This is a genomic window from Streptomyces sp. NPDC054847 (genome assembly GCF_053610925.1).
The window spans coordinates 1-18,053 of the sequence record NZ_JBSGZJ010000108.1; the positions used below are offsets into that span (position 1 = coordinate 1).

Sequence of the window (18,053 nt, forward strand, 5' to 3'; positions counted from 1 at the left end):
CGCCGGGGAGCCGCGGGGGAGCGGCCCGAGAATGCCGGGGCCGGGAACGGCGGAGAGCGGGGCCGGTGGAATCCGGCCCCGCCCTCCGGCGTGACGTTTTTTCAAAAGTGCAGGCAGAGCCGGGGATCAGCTCTCCTCGTGCGCCACCGCACGGCGCGCGTCCGCGTCCAGCACACCCCAGCTGATGAGCTGCTCGGTCAGCACCGACGGCGACTGGTCGTAGATCACGGCCAGCGTGCGAAGGTCGTCCTGGCGGATCGACAGCACCTTGCCGTTGTAGTCGCCGCGCTGCGACTGGATCGTCGCCGCGTACCGCTGGAGCGGGCCGGCCTTCTCCTGGGGGACGTGCGCCAGACGCTCCAGGTCCAGGACGAGCTTCGGCGGCGGCTCGGCGGCACCGCCGGGCGTGGTGCCGGGCAGCAGTTCCTGCACCGGGACGCCGTAGAAGTCCGCCAGCTCGGCGAGACGCTGCACCGTGACGGCACGGTCGCCGCGCTCGTAGGAACCCACGACCACGGCCTTCCAGCGGCCCTGGGACTTCTCTTCGACGCCGTGGAGGGACAGCCCCTGCTGGGTGCGGATGGCGCGGAGCTTGGCCCCGAGCTGTTTTGCGTATTCGCTGGACATATAGCTCCCCGGACGCAGTGACGACGTGCGGCTCCGCCGCGTGGCTGGTAACTCACTGTGAGGTTACGCAGCGTTACTTGGATGAGTCAAGCCGAATGGGTCCGGACCGGTTCCGGCCGGTGGCCGGTGGACCCGGATCAGTGCATCCATCAAGCCCTGGTAACGTTGAGCGCGCAATTCCGACGTCCTTTAAGGTCCGTCCCGTGAGGCGGAGAAGGAGGTCCGTTTCCTATGGACGCTTCCAGTAATTCCGATGCCGCCAGGCCCGTTCTCGAAGGCCCCGACATCGCGCGGGTACTGACCCGTATCGCCCATGAGATCGTCGAGCGCGCCAAGGGCGCGGACGACGTGGTACTCCTCGGCATCCCGACCCGCGGTGTGTATCTGGCCCGCCGGCTCGCGCAGAAGCTCGAAGGCATCACTGGCCGCAAGATCCCGGTCGGCTCCCTCGACATCACCATGTACCGCGACGACCTGCGGCTGAAGCCCGCCCGTGCGCTGGCCCGCACCGAGATCCCCGGTGACGGCATCGACGGGCGCCTCGTCGTCCTCGTCGACGACGTGCTCTTCTCCGGCCGCACCATCCGCGCCGCGCTCGACGCCCTCGGCGACCTCGGCCGGCCCCGGGCCGTGCAGCTCGCCGTCCTGGTCGACCGCGGTCACCGCGAGCTGCCCATCCGCGCCGACTACGTCGGCAAGAACCTCCCCACGTCGCTGCGCGAGACGGTCAAGGTCCAGCTCTCGGAGGAGGACGGCCGCGACACCGTCCTGCTCGGTGTGCGGGAGACCGCCCCCGCCGCGGAGCGCTAGCACCCCCGTACGGCCACCCCTTCGTACGGCGTGCCCTTCCGCGCCCCCGCATGCCTCGCAAACCTCCACAGACCTGGAGAAATCCTCCGATGATGCGTCACCTCATCTCGGCCGCCGACCTCACCCGCGACGAAGCCGTCCTCATCCTCGACACCGCGGAGGAGATGGCCCGGGTCGCCGACCGGCCGATCAAGAAGCTTCCCGCCCTGCGCGGCCGTACCGTCTGCAACCTCTTCTTCGAGGACTCCACCCGCACCCGGATCTCGTTCGAGGCCGCCGAGAAGCGCCTCTCCGCCGACGTCATCAACTTCGCGGCCAAGGGCTCGTCCGTCTCCAAGGGCGAGTCGCTGAAGGACACCGCACAGACCCTGGAGGCGATGGGCGTCGACGCCGTCGTCATCCGGCACGGCGCGTCCGGCGCCCCCTACCGCCTCGCCAACTCAGGCTGGATCGACGCCCCCGTCATCAACGCCGGCGACGGCACCCACCAGCACCCGACCCAGGCCCTGCTCGACGCCTTCACCATGCGCCGCCGCCTCGTCGGCAAGGACGACGGGATCGGGCAGGACCTGGCCGGCAGGCGCATCACGATCGTGGGCGACGTACTGCACAGCCGGGTCGCCCGCTCCAACGTGGACCTGCTGCACACCCTCGGCGCCGAGGTCACCCTCGTCGCCCCGCCGACCCTGGTGCCGGTCGGCGTGGAGACCTGGCCCTGCGAGGTCTCCTACGACCTGGACTCGACCCTGACCAAGTCCGACGCGGTGATGATGCTGCGCGTCCAGCGCGAGCGGATGAACGCCGCGTTCTTCCCCACCGAGCGCGAGTACTCCCGGCGCTACGGCCTGGACGGCGAGCGGATGGCGCGGATGCCGGAGCACGCGATCGTGATGCACCCCGGGCCGATGGTCCGCGGCATGGAGATCACCGCCGAGGTCGCCGACTCGCCCCGCTGCACCGTCGTGGAGCAGGTCGCCAACGGCGTGTCGATCCGCATGGCGGTGCTGTACCTGCTGCTCGGCGGCAACGAGTCCGACGCCCCCACCACGAACACCCGTACCGAGGAGAAGTAAGACGATGAGCAAGACCCTGATCCGCGGTGCGAAGGTACTCGGCGGCGAGCCCCAGGACGTGCTGATCGACGGCGCGACCGTCGAGCGCGTCGGCACCGGCCTCGAGGCCGGGGACGCGACGGTGATCGAGGCCCAGGGGCAGATCCTGCTGCCGGGCCTGGTCGACCTGCACACCCATCTGCGCGAGCCGGGCCGTGAGGACTCCGAGACGGTCCTCACCGGCACCCGCGCGGCGGCGAGCGGCGGCTACACGGCCGTGTTCGCCATGGCCAACACCTTCCCCGTCGCCGACACCGCCGGCGTGGTGGAGCAGGTCTACCGGCTCGGCAAGGAGTCCGGTTACTGCGACGTCCAGCCCATCGGCGCGGTCACCGTCGGCCTCGAGGGCAAGAAGCTCGCCGAGCTCGGCGCCATGCACGAGTCCGCGGCCGGCGTCACCGTCTTCTCCGACGACGGCAAGTGCGTCGACGACGCCGTGATGATGCGGCGCGCGCTGGAGTATGTGAAGGCCTTCGGCGGCGTCATCGCCCAGCATGCCCAGGAGCCCCGCCTCACCGAGGGCGCCCAGATGAACGAGGGCATCGTCTCCGCCGAGCTCGGACTCGGCGGCTGGCCGGCCGTCGCGGAGGAGTCGATCATCGCCCGCGACGTCCTCCTCGCCGAGCACGTCGGCTCCCGCGTCCACATCTGCCACCTCTCCACCGCCGGCTCCGTCGAGATCGTGCGCTGGGCGAAGTCCCGCGGCATCGACGTCACCGCCGAGGTCACCCCGCACCACCTGCTGCTGACCGACGAGCTGGTCCGCTCGTACAACCCGGTCTACAAGGTCAACCCGCCGCTGCGCACCGAGCGCGACGTCATGGCGCTGCGCGAGGCGCTCGCCGACGGCACGATCGACATCGTCGCCACCGACCACGCCCCCCACCCGCACGAGGACAAGGACTGCGAGTGGGCCGCCGCAGCCATGGGCATGGTCGGCCTGGAGACCGCGCTGTCCGTCGTCCAGCAGACGATGGTCGAGACGGGACTGCTCGACTGGGCCGGCGTCGCAGACCGGATGTCCTTCAGGCCCGCGGTCATCGGCGGGGCCAAGGGCCACGGACGGCCCGTCTCGGCTGGTGAGCCCGCGAACCTCACGCTGGTCGATCCGGCATACCGTGGAGCGGTGGACCCCGCGGGCTTCGCCTCCCGCAGCCGCAACACCCCGTACGAGGGCCGTGAGCTGCCGGGACGCGTCACGCACACCTTCCTGCGGGGCCGGGCAACGGTTGTGGACGGGAAGCTGGCGTGACACCTGCACTGATGATTCTGGCCGCCGAGCAGAAGTCGGCGGAGGTGACGGACTGGGCCGCCCGCCTCGGCTGGGTCGTCGGACTGCTGGCCTTCGTCGCCTTCGTCTACTGGCTGATGCGCCAGGGTTGGAAGTGGCGCGGCAGCCTCCAGTCGGACCTGCCGGAGCTGCCCGGCGTGCCCGCGGAGCCCGGTGACACGAAACTGGCCATGACGGGCCGCTACCACGGCTCCACCACCGCCGGGCAGTGGCTCGACCGGATCGTCGCCCACGGACTCGGCACCCGCAGCCGCGTCGAGCTCACGCTCACCGACGCGGGACTGGCCGTGGTACGTCCCGGTGCGCAGGACTTCTTCGTACCGGTCCGGGCGCTGCGCGAGGCCCGCCTCGACAAGGGCATCGCCGGCAAGGTCCTCGCGGAGGGCGGTCTGCTGATCGTCACCTGGGCGCACGGCGACAAGCTGATCGACTCCGGTTTCCGCTCGGACCACGCGGCCGGGCAGAGCGAATGGGTCGACACCCTGACACACATGATCAAGACGACGGAAGGCACCGCACGATGACGACCTCCACCCGGGGAGCCGCCAAAGCTCCCGCCGTACTCGTCCTGGAGGACGGCCGCACCTTCCGCGGCCGTGCTTACGGGGCCGTGGGGGAGACCTTCGGCGAGGCGGTGTTCAACACCGGCATGACGGGCTACCAGGAGACGCTGACCGACCCGTCGTACCACCGCCAGGTCGTGGTCATGACCGCGCCGCACGTCGGCAACACCGGCGTCAACGACGAGGACGACGAGTCGAAGAAGATCTGGGTCGCCGGCTATGTCGTGCGCGACCCCGCCCGCATCCCCTCGAACTGGCGCTCCCGCCGCACCCTCGACGACGAACTGGAGGCCCAGGGCGTCGTCGGCATCAGCGGCATCGACACCCGCGCCCTCACCCGTCACCTGCGTGAGCGGGGCGCGATGCGCGTCGGCATCTTCTCCGGTGACGCCCTCGCGGACGAGGCGACGCTGCTCGCCCGGGTCCTCGAAGCGCCCGAGATGAAGGGCGCCGACCTGTCCGCGGAGGTCGCCACCACCGAGGCGTACGTCGTCCCGGCGATCGGCGAGAAGAAGTTCACCGTCGCCGCGCTCGACCTGGGCATCAAGGGCATGACGCCGCACCGCATGGCGGAGCGCGGCATCGAGGTCCACGTCCTGCCGGCGACCGCCACCGCCGACGACGTGTACGCGGTGAACCCGGACGGCGTCTTCCTCTCCAACGGCCCCGGCGACCCCGCCACCGCCGACCTGACCGTCATCAAGGCGGTGCTGGAGCGCAGGACGCCGCTGTTCGGCATCTGCTTCGGCAACCAGCTGCTCGGCCGCGCGCTCGGCTTCGGCACCTACAAGCTGAAGTACGGCCACCGGGGCATCAACCAGCCCGTGCAGGACCGGACGACCGGCAAGGTCGAGGTCACCGCGCACAACCACGGCTTCGCCGTCGAGGCCCCCCTCGACAAGGTGTCCGACACCCCCTACGGCCGCGCCGAGGTCTCCCACGTCTGCCTCAACGACAACGTGGTGGAGGGCCTCCAGCTGCTCGACCAGCCGGCCTTCAGCGTCCAGTACCACCCGGAGGCGGCCGCGGGCCCGCACGACGCCGCGTACCTCTTCGACCGCTTCACGTCTTTGATGAACACCGCCATGGAGGCCGAGCGTGCCTAAGCGCACCGATATCCAGTCCGTCCTGGTCATCGGCTCCGGCCCGATCGTCATCGGCCAGGCCGCCGAGTTCGACTACTCCGGCACCCAGGCCTGCCGCGTCCTCAAGGCAGAGGGCCTGCGCGTCATCCTGGTGAACTCCAATCCGGCGACGATCATGACCGACCCGGAGATCGCCGACGCCACCTACGTCGAGCCGATCACCCCCGAGTTCGTCGAGAAGATCATCGCCAAGGAGCGCCCCGACGCGCTGCTGCCCACCCTCGGCGGCCAGACCGCGCTCAACACCGCCATCTCCATGCACGAGCAGGGTGTGCTGGAGAAGTACGGCGTCGAGCTGATCGGCGCCAATGTCGAGGCGATCAACAAGGGCGAGGACCGCGACCTGTTCAAGGGCGTCGTCGAGGCCGTCAACGCCAAGATCGGCCACGGCGAGTCGGCCCGCTCGGTCATCTGCCACTCGATGGACGACGTGCTCGAGGGCGTCGACACCCTCGGCGGCTACCCCGTGGTGGTCCGCCCGTCCTTCACCATGGGCGGCGCCGGCTCCGGCTTCGCGCACGACGAGGAGGAGCTGCGCCGTATCGCCGGCCAGGGCCTCACCCTCTCGCCGACCACCGAGGTGCTCCTCGAGGAGTCCATCCTCGGCTGGAAGGAGTACGAGCTGGAGCTGATGCGCGACAAGCACGACAACGTCGTGGTCGTCTGCTCCATCGAGAACTTCGACCCGATGGGCGTGCACACCGGCGACTCGATCACCGTCGCCCCGGCGATGACGCTGACCGACCGCGAGTACCAGCGGCTGCGCGACATCGGCATCGCGATCATCCGCGAGGTCGGCGTCGACACAGGCGGCTGCAACATCCAGTTCGCGGTGAACCCGGACGACGGCCGGATCATCGTCATCGAGATGAACCCGCGTGTCTCCCGGTCCTCCGCCCTCGCGTCCAAGGCCACCGGCTTCCCGATCGCCAAGATCGCCGCGAAGCTCGCCGTCGGCTACACGCTGGACGAGATCCCGAACGACATCACCGAGAAGACCCCGGCCTCCTTCGAGCCGACCCTCGACTACGTCGTCGTCAAGGCGCCGCGATTCGCTTTCGAGAAGTTCCCCTCGGCCGACGCCACCCTCACCACGACCATGAAGTCCGTCGGCGAGGCCATGGCCATCGGCCGTAACTTCACCGAGGCGCTGCAGAAGGCCCTGCGCTCGCTGGAGAAGAAGGGCAGCCAGTTCGCCTTCACCGGTGAGACCGGCGACAAGGACGAGCTGCTGCGGGAGGCGGTCCGTCCCACCGACGGCCGGATCAACACCGTCATGCAGGCCATCCGCGCCGGAGCCACCCCCGAGGAGGTCTTCGACGCGACGAAGATCGACCCGTGGTTCGTCGACCAGCTGTTCCTGATCAAGGAGCACGCGGACGAGCTCGCCGCCGCGGAGAAGCTCGATCCCGAGCTGCTCGCCGACGCCAAGCGCCACGGCTTCTCCGACGCCCAGATCGCCGAGATCCGCGGCCTGCGCGAGGACGTCGTGCGCGAGGTCCGCCACGCGCTCGGCATCCGCCCGGTCTACAAGACGGTCGACACCTGCGCCGCCGAGTTCGCCGCCCGCACCCCGTACTTCTACTCGTCCTACGACGAGGAGTCCGAGGTCGCGCCTCGCTCCAAGCCCGCCGTGATCATCCTCGGCTCCGGTCCGAACCGCATCGGCCAGGGCATCGAGTTCGACTACTCCTGCGTCCACGCCTCCTTCGCGCTGCACGACGCCGGGTACGAGACCGTGATGGTCAACTGCAACCCGGAGACCGTCTCCACGGACTACGACACCTCCGACCGCCTGTACTTCGAGCCGCTGACGCTCGAGGACGTGCTGGAGATCGTGCACGCCGAGTCGCTGGCCGGCCCGATCGCCGGTGTCGTCGTCCAGCTCGGCGGCCAGACCCCGCTGGGCCTCGCCCAGGCGCTCAAGGACAACGGCGTCCCGGTCGTCGGCACCCCGCCGGAGGCCATCCACGCCGCCGAGGACCGCGGCGCCTTCGGCCAGGTGCTCGCCGAGGCCGGGCTGCCCGCGCCGAAGCACGGCACCGCCACCACCTTCGCGGGCGCCAAGGCCATCGCCGACGAGATCGGCTACCCGGTCCTGGTCCGCCCGTCGTACGTGCTCGGCGGCCGCGGCATGGAGATCGTGTACGACGAGGCGCGCCTCGAGGCGTACATCGCCGAGTCCACCGAGATCTCCCCGACCCGCCCGGTGCTGGTCGACCGCTTCCTCGACGACGCCATCGAGATCGACGTCGACGCCCTCTACGACGGCACCGAGCTCTACCTCGGCGGCGTGATGGAGCACATCGAGGAGGCCGGTATCCACTCCGGCGACTCGGCCTGCGCCCTGCCCCCGATCACGCTCGGCGGCTTCGACATCAAGCGGCTGCGCGCCTCCACCGAGGCCATCGCCAAGGGTGTCGGCGTGCGCGGACTGATCAACATCCAGTTCGCGATGGCCGGCGACATCCTCTACGTCCTCGAGGCCAACCCCCGTGCCTCCCGGACCGTGCCCTTCACCTCGAAGGCGACCGCTGTTCCGCTCGCCAAGGCCGCCGCGCGCATCTCGCTCGGCGCCACCGTGGCCGAACTGCGCGAGGAGGGCCTGCTGCCGAAGAACGGCGACGGCGGCACCCTGCCGCTCGACGCGCCGATCTCCGTCAAGGAGGCCGTCATGCCGTGGTCGCGCTTCCGCGACGTGCACGGCCGCGGCGTGGACACGGTCCTCGGCCCGGAGATGCGTTCCACCGGCGAAGTCATGGGCATCGACACGGTCTTCGGCACGGCGTACGCCAAGTCGCAGGCCGGCGCGTACGGCCCGCTGCCCACCAAGGGCCGCGCGTTCGTCTCCGTCGCCAACCGCGACAAGCGCTCGATGATCTTCCCGGCCCGCGAGCTGGTCGCCCACGGCTTCGAGCTGCTTGCCACCTCGGGTACCGCGGAGGTCCTCAAGCGCAACGGCATCAACGCGACCGTCGTGCGCAAGCAGTCGGAGGGCGAGGGGCCGGCCGGTGAGAAGACCATCGTCCAGCTGATCCACGACGGCGAGGTCGACCTCATCGTCAACACCCCCTACGGCACGGGCGGCCGCCTCGACGGCTACGAGATCCGCACCGCCGCCGTCGCCCGGGGCGTCCCGTGCCTGACGACGGTGCAGGCGCTCGCCGCCGCCGTCCAGGGCATCGACGCGCTCAACCGCGGTGACGTCGGCGTCCGTTCACTGCAGGAACACGCGGAACACCTGACCGCGGCCCGCGACTAGCAACGACGAGGGGGACACCGGAAACGGTGTCCCCCTCCTCATGAGGACACCACTTCCCATGTACAAGTTCTTCTTCGATCTGGTCTTCAAGCGGATGGACCCGGAGCAGGCCCACCATCTGGCCTTCCGCTGGATCCGGCTCGCGGTCCGCGTCCCCGTCCTGCGCACCTTCGCCGCCGCGGCCCTGGCGCCCCGCTACAAGGAACTGCGCACCGAGGCGCTCGGCCTGCGGATGCACGGCCCCTTCGGTCTCGCGGCCGGCTTCGACAAGAACGCCGTCGCCATCGACGGCATGTCGATGCTCGGCTTCGACCACGTCGAGATCGGCACGGTCACCGCGCAGCCCCAGCCCGGCAACCCCAAGAAGCGCCTCTTCCGGCTCGTCGCCGACCGCGCCCTGATCAACCGGATGGGCTTCAACAACGACGGCTCGGCCGCCGTCGCCGAGCGGCTCGCGGCCCGCCGCGAAATCTTCCGCACGGTCGTCGGCGTCAACATCGGCAAGACCAAGGTCGTCCCCGAGGAGGAGGCGGTCGCCGACTACGTGACCTCCACCGAGCGCCTGGCCGCCCACGCCGACTACCTCGTCGTCAACGTCTCCTCGCCGAACACCCCCGGCCTGCGCAACCTCCAGGCCACCGAGTCGCTGCGCCCGCTGCTGACCGCCGTGCGCGAGGCCGCCGACCGGACGGTGACGGACCGCCGCGTCCCGCTGCTCGTCAAGATCGCCCCCGACCTCGCGGACGAGGACGTCGACGCCGTCGCCGACCTCGCCCTCGAGCTGGGCCTGGACGGCATCATCGCCACCAACACCACCATCGCGCGGGAGGGCCTCGGCCTGAGGTCCCCGGCCGAGCTGGTCAAGGAGACCGGCGGGCTGTCCGGCAGGCCCGTCAAGGAGCGCTCCCTGGAGGTCCTGCGCCGCCTCTACGCCCGTGTGGGCGACCGCATCACCCTCGTCGGCGTCGGCGGCATCGAGAACGCCGAGGACGCCTGGCAGCGCATCCTCGCCGGCGCCACCCTCGTCCAGGGCTACAGCGCCTTCATCTACGAGGGCCCCTGCTACGCCCGCGCCATCCACAAGGGCCTCGCCGCGCGCCTCGCCGCGAGCCCGTACGCCACCCTCGCCGAGGCCGTCGGCGCCGAGACGCGAAAGGCCGCTTCATGACCCTCCCGGAAACCTTCGGCGCGCGGCTGCGCCACGCCATGGACACCCGCGGCCCGCTGTGCGTCGGCATCGACCCGCACGCCTCGCTGCTCACCGCGTGGGGACTGAACGACGACGTCGACGGCCTCGAGCGGTTCACCCGCACCACGGTCGAGGCGCTGGCCGACCGGGTCGCCGTCCTCAAGCCGCAGTCCGCGTTCTTCGAGCGCTTCGGCTCGCGCGGCATCGCCGTGCTGGAGAAGGCCGTGGCGGAGGCGCGCGCGGCCGGTGCGCTGGTGCTGATGGACGCCAAGCGGGGCGACATCGGCTCCACCATGGGCGCGTACGCGGAGACCTACCTCCGTAAGGACTCCCCGCTGTTCTCCGACGCCGTCACCGTCTCCCCGTACCTGGGCTTCGGATCGCTGCGCCCGGCCCTGGACCAGGCCGTGCTGAGCGGCTGCGGTGTGTTCGTCCTGGCGCTCACCTCCAACCCGGAGGGCGCGGAGGTACAGCGCTCGACCGCGGCCGGCGGGAAGTCGCTGGCCCAGGTGATGCTCGACCACATGGCCGCCGAGAACGCCGGTGCGCAGCCGCTCGGACCGGTCGGCGCGGTCGTGGGCGCGACGCTCGGCGACGCGGGCGTGGACCTCGACATCAACGGGCCGCTGCTGGCCCCCGGCATCGGCGCCCAGGGCGCGACGCCGGCGGACCTTCCCGGTGTCTTCGGCGCGGCCGTCCGCAATGTGGTGCCGAGCGTGAGCCGTGGTGTCCTTCGGCACGGACCGGACGTGTCGGGGCTGCGTGACGCGGCCGCGCGATTCGCCGATGAGATCCGCGCGGCGGTCGCCTCGGTGTGACGGCCACCGGCGCGCCCGTCGCGGAAGCTCTCCGTGCATGCGCCGTCGGCTCTGTGTAACGCCGTCACCAGCGGCGGACGCGCGGAAGGGGTCCTTCAGGGCCGTCGGTCACCCCTCGCGGGGCGGTCGAGGAGCGGCGGCAGGGAGCGTCGGGAAGATTCTTTGACAGTTTCTTCACGCAAATCCCGGTTGTTTTGCCTGAATTGTCCTGGTCGGTCGATGCTGACCAGGACTTTTCGTCTGTTCTCGCTGACTGGAGCGGCCATGGCCGCTAGTCTCCGTCGAAGAGAACGTGCAGGGCAGAAGCACTGCGTTGCTCGTTGCTCCCCCTGGTGTGGGGCGACTAGGTTCCTCACCGGTCCGTATCCGACAGTTCGACATCCGAGGTGACGTAGGCGTGGCTCTTCCGCCCCTTACCCCTGAACAGCGCGCAGCCGCGCTCGAAAAGGCCGCCGCGGCTCGCCGGGAGCGGGCCGAGGTCAAGAATCGACTCAAGCACTCCGGCGCCTCCCTCCACGAGGTCATCAAGCAGGGCCAGGAGAACGACGTCATCGGCAAGATGAAGGTCTCCGCCCTCCTCGAGTCCCTGCCGGGCGTGGGCAAGGTCCGCGCCAAGCAGATCATGGAGAGGCTCGGCATCTCCGAGAGCCGCCGGGTCCGTGGTCTCGGCTCCAACCAGATCGCCTCCCTCGAGCGCGAGTTCGGCGGCGGCGCCGCCTGACGTCCCGGGCACTCCCGGGAGGCTGGAATAATCGCTGCATGGCAGCAGAGGTACGTCCGCGGCTGACCGTGCTCTCCGGCCCCTCCGGGGTCGGCAAGAGCACGGTCGTCGCTCATATGCGCAAGGTCCACCCCGAGGTCTGGCTCTCGGTGTCGGCAACCACGAGGAAGCCGCGTCCCGGCGAGAAGCACGGCGTCCAGTACTTCTTCGTCAGTGACGAGGAGTTCGACAAGCTGGTCGCCAACGGCGAGCTGCTGGAGTGGGCCGAGTTCGCGGGCAACCGCTACGGCACGCCCCGTCGCGCGGTCCTCGACCGCCTGGAGGCGGGCGAGCCGGTGCTGCTGGAGATCGATCTCCAGGGCGCCCGGCAGGTGAAGGAGTCCATGCCGGACTCCCGGCTGGTCTTCCTCGCGCCGCCGAGCTGGGAGGAGTTGGTCCGCCGCCTCACCGGGCGCGGCACCGAGTCCCCCGAAGTCATCGAGCGCCGGCTCACGGTCGCCAAGGTGGAGCTGGCGGCCGAGTCGGAGTTCGACACCACCCTGGTCAACACCTCCGTCGAGGACGTGGCCCGTGAGCTGCTAGCCTTGATGGCAGTTGTTTGATCTTTTGTCCGATCTTTCTGCAAGTTCTTCGGAAGGCATAGCGTGTCCTCTTCCATCACCGCGCCCGAGGGCATCATCAACCCTCCGATCGACGAGCTGCTCGAGGCGACCGACTCGAAGTACAGCCTCGTGATCTACGCCGCCAAGCGCGCGCGTCAGATCAACGCGTACTACTCGCAGCTCGGTGAGGGCCTGCTCGAGTACGTCGGGCCGCTCGTGGACACCCACGTCCACGAGAAGCCGCTCTCGATCGCCCTGCGTGAGATCAACGCGGGTCTGCTGACCTCCGAGGCCATCGAGGGCCCGGCTCAGTAAGCGCGGCACATCTCTTCCCACAGGCCCGGCGGACTGTCCGCCGGGCCTGTGGTGTGCATCGAGGGCGATGCGAGACGCTCGTACGTGAGTGATGCAGCATGAGGACGTAACGATCCGAGCCCAACGACCGGTGGGCACCAGTGGAGGGCGGGAGACGCGGTGGTGGACTCAGTGGACGGCTCGGTGGACGCGGCGGTCAGGCCGAAGGTGGTTCTCGGCGTGAGCGGTGGCATCGCCGCCTACAAGGCGTGCGAGCTGCTGCGCAGGCTCACGGAATCCGGCCACGAGGTCCGGGTCGTGCCGACGGCGTCGGCACTTCAGTTCGTCGGTGCGCCGACCTGGTCCGCACTCTCCGGGCAGCCCGTCCACACCGACGTCTGGTCGGACGTCCACGAGGTCCCGCACGTACGCATCGGCCAGCACGCCGACCTCGTCGTCGTCGCGCCCGCCACCGCGGACATGCTCGCCAAGGCCGCCCACGGCCTCGCCGACGACCTCCTCACCAACACCCTGCTCACCGCCCGCTGTCCGGTCGTCTTCGCCCCGGCGATGCACACCGAGATGTGGGAGCACCCCGCCACCCAGGAGAATGTCGCCACCCTGCGCCGCCGCGGCGCCGTCGTGATCGAGCCCGCCGTGGGCCGGCTCACCGGCGTCGACACCGGCAAGGGCCGGCTGCCCGACCCCGGCGAGATCTTCGAGATCTGCCGCCGCGTCCTCGCCCGGGGTGTCGAGAGGCCCGACCTGGCCGGCCGCCACGTCGTCGTCAGCGCGGGCGGCACCCGCGAACCCCTCGACCCGGTCCGCTACCTCGGCAACCGCTCCTCCGGCAAGCAGGGCTACGCGCTCGCCCGCACCGCGGCAGCCCGCGGCGCCCGCGTCACCCTCGTCGAGGCGAACACCGGGATGCCGGACCCGGCAGGCGTCGACGTCGTCCGTGTCGGCACGGCGGTGCAGCTGCGCGAGGCCGTGCTCAAGGCGGCCGCGGACGCCGATGCCGTCGTCATGGCGGCAGCCGTCGCGGACTTCCGCCCCGCCGCCTACGCCGAGGGGAAGATCAAGAAGAAGGACGGCGTGGAGGCCCCCGTCGTCACGCTGGTGCGCAACCCCGACATCCTCGCCGAGATCTCCGCGGACCGGGCCCGCCCCGGTCAGGTGATCGTCGGCTTCGCGGCGGAGACCGACGACGTACTGGCCAACGGCCGCGACAAGCTGCGCCGCAAGGGGTGCGACCTGCTCGTCGTCAACGAGGTGGGGGAGCACAGGACCTTCGGCGCGGAGGTCAACGAGGCCGTCGTGCTGTCCGCGGACGGCGGCGAGACGCCGGTGCCGCACGGCCCCAAGGAAGCCCTCGCCGACACGGTCTGGGACCTCGTCGTGCCCCGGCTCGCCTGACGTCCCTCCCGCACCGTCAGGCAGGCGCCGCGAAGCCCCCGTGAACACCGGGCGACACGGGGGCGACGGGCCGACCACGGAAACCTGTGAAATGTGGCGAATCGCTCACCACCAGGCGCTATCGTCGTACCGTCTCGGTCGTGATCCCAGGTCAGCGGACTCCCAGCCTGCGAGACGGGTTGTCCGGTCCCGGAGCGCGACCGATAAACTGGTCGCGGAACGTCGCGGGGCGCAGCCCCCTGCCGGTCCGTCAATGATCAGCCAGCAGCCGCTGCAACCCCAGGGAGCGATGTGTCCCGCCGTCTCTTCACCTCGGAGTCCGTGACCGAGGGTCACCCCGACAAGATCGCCGACCAGATCAGCGACACGATTCTCGACGCCCTCCTTCGGGAGGACCCCACTTCCCGGGTAGCCGTGGAGACCTTGATCACCACCGGCCTGGTGCACGTCGCCGGCGAAGTGACCACCAAGGCGTACGCCGACATCCCCACGCTCGTGCGCAGCAAGATCCTCGAGATCGGCTACGACTCCTCGAAGAAGGGCTTCGACGGGGCCTCCTGCGGCGTCTCCGTCTCCATCGGCGCACAGTCCCCGGACATCGCGCAGGGCGTCGACACCGCGTACGAGAAGCGCGTCGAGGGCGACGAGGACGAGCTCGACAAGCAGGGCGCCGGCGACCAGGGCCTGATGTTCGGTTACGCCTGCGACGAGACGCCCGAGCTGATGCCGCTGCCGATCCACCTGGCGCACCGGCTCTCCCGCCGCCTCTCCGAGGTCCGCAAGAACGGCACCATCCCCTACCTGCGCCCGGACGGGAAGACCCAGGTCACCATCGAGTACGACGGCGACAAGGCCGTCCGCCTCGACACCGTGGTCGTCTCCTCGCAGCACGCCTCGGACATCGACCTGGACTCGCTGCTCGCCCCGGACATCCGTGAGTTCGTCGTCGAGCACGTCCTGAAGCAGCTCGTCGAGGACGGCATCAAGCTCGACACCGACGGCTACCGCCTGCTCGTGAACCCGACCGGCCGCTTCGAGATCGGCGGCCCGATGGGCGACGCCGGTCTGACCGGCCGCAAGATCATCATCGACACGTACGGCGGCATGGCCCGCCACGGCGGCGGCGCCTTCTCGGGCAAGGACCCGTCCAAGGTCGACCGCTCCGCCGCCTACGCCATGCGCTGGGTCGCCAAGAACGTCGTGGCCGCCGGTCTCGCCGCGCGCTGCGAGGTCCAGGTCGCCTACGCCATCGGCAAGGCCGAGCCCGTCGGTCTGTTCGTCGAGACCTTCGGCACCGCGACCGTCGACGTCGAGAAGATCGAGCAGGCCATCGCCCAGGTCTTCGACCTGCGCCCCGCCGCGATCATCCGCGACCTCGACCTGCTGCGCCCGATCTACGCCCAGACCGCGGCGTACGGGCACTTCGGGCGCGAGCTGCCCGACTTCACGTGGGAGCGCACGGACCGCGTGGACGCGCTGCGCACGGCGGCGGGCCTGTAAAGCGGCCCGTACACGGCTCGACGAAGGGCCCCGGACCGTTCTCGGTCCGGGGCTCCTCTCGTGCCATGGGTCTCGTGCCCCGGGGCTCGTGCCGTGTGTGCGCCGCATGACTCCCGCGGCGTGGACAGGTGCGGTGCCGGGCCCGCGGCGCTGTCAGTGGTCTCTGGCAGGATTTGGCTGTGAGCAGCGAGGACAAGCAGCCTTCCGAGCCCGTCGGTGACGGGCCGGAGCAGCTTGCGCTCATCCGCGAGAGCGTCCGCAAGGCCAAGGTTCCCAAGGCGAAACCACGCACCTGGCGCGGAGCCGCGCTCGCCAAGGACCTCCCCGTCGCCCGCGTCATGGTCAACAAGGGTGCCCTCCACCTCGACCAGTTCTTCGACTACGCCGTCCCCGAGGAGCTCGACGCCGAGGCCAGGCCCGGAGTGCGGGTGCGGGTGCGCTTCGGCGCCGGAGCACACCGCGTCCGCGGCGGACGCCGCGAAGGCGGCGGCCTGATCGACGGCTTCCTCATCGAGCGGCGCGCCGAATCCGACTACCAGGGAGCGCTCGCCGCACTCGCCTACGTCGTCTCTCCGGAGCCGGTCCTCAGCCCCGAGATCCTCGCCCTCGCCCGCGCCGTCGCCGACCGGTACGCGGGCAGCCTCGCCGACGTGCTCCAGCTCGCCGTGCCCCCGAGGAACGGCCGGGCCGAGGCCGCCCCCTCCCCGGAGCCGCTGCCTCCGCCCCCCGCGCCCGCCCCCGCCACCTGGCAGCGGTACGCGCGGGGCCCGGCATTCATCGAGTCCCTCGCGGCCGGCGGATCGCCACGCGCCGTGTGGACCGCACTGCCCGGACCGCACTGGCCCGACGAACTCGCCCGCGCCGTCGCCGCGACCCTCGCGTCCGGGCGCGGCGCCCTCGTCGTCGTCCCCGACGGCCGGCGCGCCGCCCGCGTGGACACCGCGCTCACCGCCCTGCTCGGCGAAGGGCGCCACGCACTCCTGACCGCCGAATCCGGTCCCGAGAAGCGGTACCGGCAATGGCTCGCCGTCCGCCGCGGCTCCGTCCGCGCGGCCGTCGGCACCCGGGCCGCCATGTTCGCCCCCGTGCAGGACCTCGGGCTCGTCGTGGTCTGGGACGACGGTGACTCCAGCCACAGCGACGACCGCGCCCCCTTCCCGCACGTCCGGGAAGTCCTCGAACTGCGGGCCACCCACGACCGGTGCGGATTCCTGCTCGGCAGCACCAGCTGCACCGTCGAAGCCGCCCAGCTCGTCGAGAGCGGCTGGGCGGCGCCGCTCGTCGCCGACCGGGCCCAGGTCCGGGCCGTCGCCCCCGCCGTACGGACGGTCGGCGACCACGACCTGGCCCGGGACGAGGCCGCCCGCGCGGCACGCCTGCCGAGCATCGCCTGGCAGGCGGTCAGGGACGGGCTCGCCGACGGGCCCGTCCTCGTCCAGGTCCCGCGGCGCGGCTACGTCCCGAGGCTCGCCTGCGAGCGCTGCCGCACGCCCGCCCGCTGCCGCCACTGCGCCGGACCCCTCGAAGCGCCCGACGAACGCGACCTGCGGTGCGGCTGGTGCGGGCGCACGGAGTCCCAATGGCACTGCGGCGCCTGCGGGGCCACCCGGCTGCGGGCGCAGATCGTCGGCGCCCGGCGCACCGCCGAAGAACTCGGCCGCGCGTTTCCGGCCGTGCCGGTCCGGACCTCCGGACGCGACCACATCCTCGACAGCGTCCCCGCGCGCCCCGCGCTCGTCGTCTCCACGCCCGGCGCGGAGCCCGTCGCCGACGGCGGATACGCGGCAGCGGCGCTCCTCGACGGCTGGGCCATGCTCGGCCGGCCCGACCTGCGCGCCGGCGAGGAAGCGCTGCGCCGCTGGATCGCCGCGGCCGCGCTCGTACGGCCCCGGACGGACGGCGGAGTGGTCGTCGTCGTCGCAGAACCGACCCTGCGGCCCGTGCAGGCACTCGTCCGCTGGGACCCGGCCGGGCACGCGCTGCGAGAACTCGCGGAACGGGCCGAGCTCGGCTTTCCGCCCGTGTCGCGGATGGCGGAGGTCGTCGGGGCGACGCCGGCCGTGACGGCGTTCCTCGCGGACGTGGAGCTGCCCCCGGACGCGGAGATCCTCGGGCCCGTCCCGCTTCCGGTCCCGGAGCGCCCCGGTGCGCGCCGGCCCGACACGCCCGCCGGGACCGCCCGGGCCCTGCTCCGGGTGCCGCCGGGCAGCGGGGCGGCGCTGGCGGCCGCGCTCAAGTCGGCGCAGGCGGCGCGCCTGGCACGGGGCGGCCAGGACCAGGTCCGCATCCGCATCGACCCGCCGGACATCGGCTGACGCCGGCAGGGGCCGCGTCTCGGGCGTGGCCCGGTGCGGGTACGTGTCGCCCCTGGCGGAGCTTCGGCCCGGTGTCGCTACGTGTCGCCCTGCGTGGTGCGGGGCCGACTCGGGGCGCCCCTTGCGGGGCGGGGCTGCGCCGGTGGTGGGTGCCGGGTGTCGGGGCCTCCGGAGGGAGTGGCCGGGATGGCTGTCCTCACCGCGCTTCGCGCGAGTTGCGACGCTTTACTTCCGGACACCCCTCCTACGACCCCGCCGCCCTCGCGTCCGGTGCCGCCCGTACCGGCCGGTGGTCGCTTGCACGCGGGGCGACGGTCCGGCCTCTGGGGCGGGAGCCCGTGGACTGCTCGCGGCGCGAAGCTGCCGTCCTTGGGGTTCGGGGGCGTCA

15 protein-coding genes are annotated in these 18,053 nt (G+C 71.3%); 14 read left to right on the forward strand and 1 reads right to left on the reverse strand.

Features of this window, described 5'->3' with window-relative positions; all coding sequences use genetic code 11:
- Positions 1-126 precede the first annotated feature (126 nt).
- Positions 127-627, reverse strand: a complete 501-nt coding sequence (bldD, locus tag ACWGH4_RS14130) for a transcriptional regulator BldD (RefSeq protein WP_005319862.1) — start codon at positions 625-627, stop codon at positions 127-129.
- A gap of 231 nt (positions 628-858) precedes the next feature.
- Between bldD and pyrR the strand changes: the two genes are divergently transcribed.
- The 14 genes from pyrR (at position 859) to ACWGH4_RS14200 (ending at position 17,665) form a co-directional block, all read left to right on the forward strand.
- A complete protein-coding gene (pyrR, locus tag ACWGH4_RS14135) occupies positions 859-1,437 on the forward strand; it encodes a bifunctional pyr operon transcriptional regulator/uracil phosphoribosyltransferase PyrR (protein WP_441265277.1) in 579 nt (192 codons plus the stop codon).
- Positions 1,438-1,526: 89 nt separating this feature from the next.
- Positions 1,527-2,510 (forward strand): aspartate carbamoyltransferase catalytic subunit, encoded by a 984-nt coding sequence (locus tag ACWGH4_RS14140; protein ID WP_189473620.1) that lies wholly within the window; start codon positions 1,527-1,529, stop codon positions 2,508-2,510.
- Positions 2,511-2,514: 4 nt separating this feature from the next.
- A complete protein-coding gene (locus ACWGH4_RS14145) occupies positions 2,515-3,801 on the forward strand; it encodes a dihydroorotase (protein WP_364594303.1) in 1,287 nt (428 codons plus the stop codon).
- A gap of 11 nt (positions 3,802-3,812) precedes the next feature.
- Positions 3,813-4,364 (forward strand): PH-like domain-containing protein, encoded by a 552-nt coding sequence (locus ACWGH4_RS14150; RefSeq protein ID WP_453459948.1) that lies wholly within the window; start codon positions 3,813-3,815, stop codon positions 4,362-4,364.
- The gene (carA, locus tag ACWGH4_RS14155; RefSeq protein WP_453459932.1) at positions 4,361-5,509 is read left to right on the forward strand and encodes a glutamine-hydrolyzing carbamoyl-phosphate synthase small subunit; all 1,149 of its coding nucleotides are present in this window, start codon (positions 4,361-4,363) and stop codon (positions 5,507-5,509) included. Before ACWGH4_RS14150 ends, carA begins: the two co-directional genes overlap by 4 nt.
- Positions 5,502-8,810: a carbamoyl-phosphate synthase large subunit gene (carB, locus tag ACWGH4_RS14160; protein ID WP_453459935.1), complete on the forward strand. Its 3,309-nt coding sequence runs from the start codon at positions 5,502-5,504 to the stop codon at positions 8,808-8,810. Before carA ends, carB begins: the two co-directional genes overlap by 8 nt.
- 58 nt (positions 8,811-8,868) lie before the next feature.
- Positions 8,869-9,978: a quinone-dependent dihydroorotate dehydrogenase gene (locus ACWGH4_RS14165; RefSeq protein ID WP_453459938.1), complete on the forward strand. Its 1,110-nt coding sequence runs from the start codon at positions 8,869-8,871 to the stop codon at positions 9,976-9,978.
- Positions 9,975-10,817: an orotidine-5'-phosphate decarboxylase gene (gene pyrF, locus ACWGH4_RS14170; RefSeq protein ID WP_453459941.1), complete on the forward strand. Its 843-nt coding sequence runs from the start codon at positions 9,975-9,977 to the stop codon at positions 10,815-10,817. Before ACWGH4_RS14165 ends, pyrF begins: the two co-directional genes overlap by 4 nt.
- A gap of 397 nt (positions 10,818-11,214) precedes the next feature.
- A complete protein-coding gene (locus ACWGH4_RS14175; protein ID WP_005319887.1) occupies positions 11,215-11,538 on the forward strand; it encodes an integration host factor in 324 nt (107 codons plus the stop codon).
- A 38-nt stretch (positions 11,539-11,576) separates the two neighbouring features.
- Complete coding sequence (gmk, locus tag ACWGH4_RS14180) at positions 11,577-12,140, forward strand: guanylate kinase (protein WP_159693867.1); 564 nt, start codon at positions 11,577-11,579, stop codon at positions 12,138-12,140.
- 42 nt (positions 12,141-12,182) lie between these two features.
- Positions 12,183-12,455 carry a DNA-directed RNA polymerase subunit omega gene (gene rpoZ, locus ACWGH4_RS14185; protein WP_005319902.1) on the forward strand — a complete coding sequence of 91 codons (273 nt, stop codon included), beginning with the start codon at positions 12,183-12,185 and terminating at the stop codon, positions 12,453-12,455.
- A 159-nt stretch (positions 12,456-12,614) separates the two neighbouring features.
- Positions 12,615-13,850 (forward strand): bifunctional phosphopantothenoylcysteine decarboxylase/phosphopantothenate--cysteine ligase CoaBC, encoded by a 1,236-nt coding sequence (gene coaBC / locus ACWGH4_RS14190; protein ID WP_441265272.1) that lies wholly within the window; start codon positions 12,615-12,617, stop codon positions 13,848-13,850.
- 291 nt (positions 13,851-14,141) lie between these two features.
- Positions 14,142-15,350: a methionine adenosyltransferase gene (gene metK / locus ACWGH4_RS14195; protein ID WP_441265271.1), complete on the forward strand. Its 1,209-nt coding sequence runs from the start codon at positions 14,142-14,144 to the stop codon at positions 15,348-15,350.
- A 179-nt stretch (positions 15,351-15,529) separates the two neighbouring features.
- Complete coding sequence (locus ACWGH4_RS14200; RefSeq protein WP_453459946.1) at positions 15,530-17,665, forward strand: primosomal protein N'; 2,136 nt, start codon at positions 15,530-15,532, stop codon at positions 17,663-17,665.
- The last annotated feature ends 388 nt before the right edge of the window (positions 17,666-18,053 follow it).

Bases quoted from the DNA above. Each gene is read 5' to 3' on its own strand.
- bldD (WP_005319862.1), bottom strand. From the start codon at position 627: ATGTCCAGCGAATACGCAAAACAGCTCGGGGCCAAGCTCCGCGCCATC.
- pyrR (WP_441265277.1), top strand. From the start codon at position 859: ATGGACGCTTCCAGTAATTCCGATGCCGCCAGGCCCGTTCTCGAAGGC.
- ACWGH4_RS14140 (WP_189473620.1), top strand. From the start codon at position 1,527: ATGATGCGTCACCTCATCTCGGCCGCCGACCTCACCCGCGACGAAGCC.
- ACWGH4_RS14145 (WP_364594303.1), top strand. From the start codon at position 2,515: ATGAGCAAGACCCTGATCCGCGGTGCGAAGGTACTCGGCGGCGAGCCC.
- ACWGH4_RS14150 (WP_453459948.1), top strand. From the start codon at position 3,813: ATGATTCTGGCCGCCGAGCAGAAGTCGGCGGAGGTGACGGACTGGGCC.
- carA (WP_453459932.1), top strand. From the start codon at position 4,361: ATGACGACCTCCACCCGGGGAGCCGCCAAAGCTCCCGCCGTACTCGTC.
- ACWGH4_RS14165 (WP_453459938.1), top strand. From the start codon at position 8,869: ATGTACAAGTTCTTCTTCGATCTGGTCTTCAAGCGGATGGACCCGGAG.
- pyrF (WP_453459941.1), top strand. From the start codon at position 9,975: ATGACCCTCCCGGAAACCTTCGGCGCGCGGCTGCGCCACGCCATGGAC.
- gmk (WP_159693867.1), top strand. From the start codon at position 11,577: ATGGCAGCAGAGGTACGTCCGCGGCTGACCGTGCTCTCCGGCCCCTCC.